Source organism: Mitsuaria sp. TWR114 (assembly GCF_007997345.1).
On record NZ_VOSR01000953.1, the window covers coordinates 1 to 1,076 of the forward strand.

2 protein-coding genes are annotated in these 1,076 nt (G+C 72.6%); both read left to right on the forward strand.

The genetic code is table 11. The annotated features are described in order from the left end of the window. Positions 1–342: ATP-binding cassette domain-containing protein (locus FUT87_RS26240; RefSeq protein ID WP_147242884.1), on the forward strand; the 342-nt coding region annotated here is incomplete at its 5' end. A gap of 31 nt (positions 343–373) precedes the next feature. Beyond that, a partial coding sequence (locus FUT87_RS26245) for an AAA family ATPase (RefSeq protein ID WP_147242885.1) occupies positions 374–1,076 on the forward strand: 703 nt, incomplete at its 3' end.

Genomic DNA, 1,076 nt, shown 5'->3' on the forward strand with positions numbered 1-1,076 from the left:
TCCGGCGGCGAGCGCCAGCGGGTGCTGCTGGCGCGGGCGCTGGCGGTGCATTCCGGCGTGCTGCTGATGGACGAGCCGCTGGCCCACCTGGATCCGCCGCACCAGAGCGACTGGGCGCGCATCGTGCGCGGCCGCGTCGCGGCGGGCGGCGCGGTGGTCAGCGTGCTGCATGAACTCAATGTCGCGCTGCAGGCGGACACGCTGGTCGTCATGGATGGCGGCCGCATCGTCCACCAGGGCCCGCCCCACGACCCCACCACGCACGACGCGTTGCAGCGCGTCTTCCACCACCGCCTGCTGATCCTGCAGGTGCAAGGCCGATGGGTGGCGCTCAATGCATGAACGACGCGACAACGACGGAGCCGATGCCGCGATGACCGACTGCCCCGCCTTCCTGATCAGCGCGCCGGCTTCTGGCCAGGGCAAGACCAGCGTCACCGCGGCCATTGCGCGCTCGGCGCGCCGGCGCGGCCTGCGCGTGCGCGTCTTCAAGACCGGACCGGACTACCTGGACCCGATGGTGCTCGCCCGCGCCAGCGGCCACACCGTCTACCAGCTCGACCTCTTCATGGGCGGCGAGGCGCACTGCCGCGAGTTGCTGGCGCAGGCGTCGCGCGAGTCGGATCTGGTGCTGGTCGAGGGCGTGATGGGCCTGTTCGACGGCAAGCCCAGCAGCGCCGACCTGGCGGCGGCCTTCGGCCTGCCGGTGATCGCGGTGATGGATGCCTCCGCGATGGCGCAGACCTTCGGCGCGCTGGCGACGGGCCTGGCGCGCTTCCGCGACGACATCCAGGTCGTGGGCGTGATCGCCAACCGGGTGGGCAGCAACGCGCATGCGCGCATGGTCGGCGAGTCCCTGCCTGCCGACCTGCCGCTGATTGCCGCGCTCAAGCGCGACGCCTCGCTCTCGCTCCCCGAGCGCCACCTGGGCCTGGTGCAGGCGCTGGAGCTCCCCGACATCGACGCGCAGTTGGACGCCTGGGCCGACGCCTGGGACGCAGGCACCGCCCTGGCCGCCCCCGCGAATGCCACCCGCACATCGACATCCCTGCCAGAAGCAGCACCGCCGCACGCGC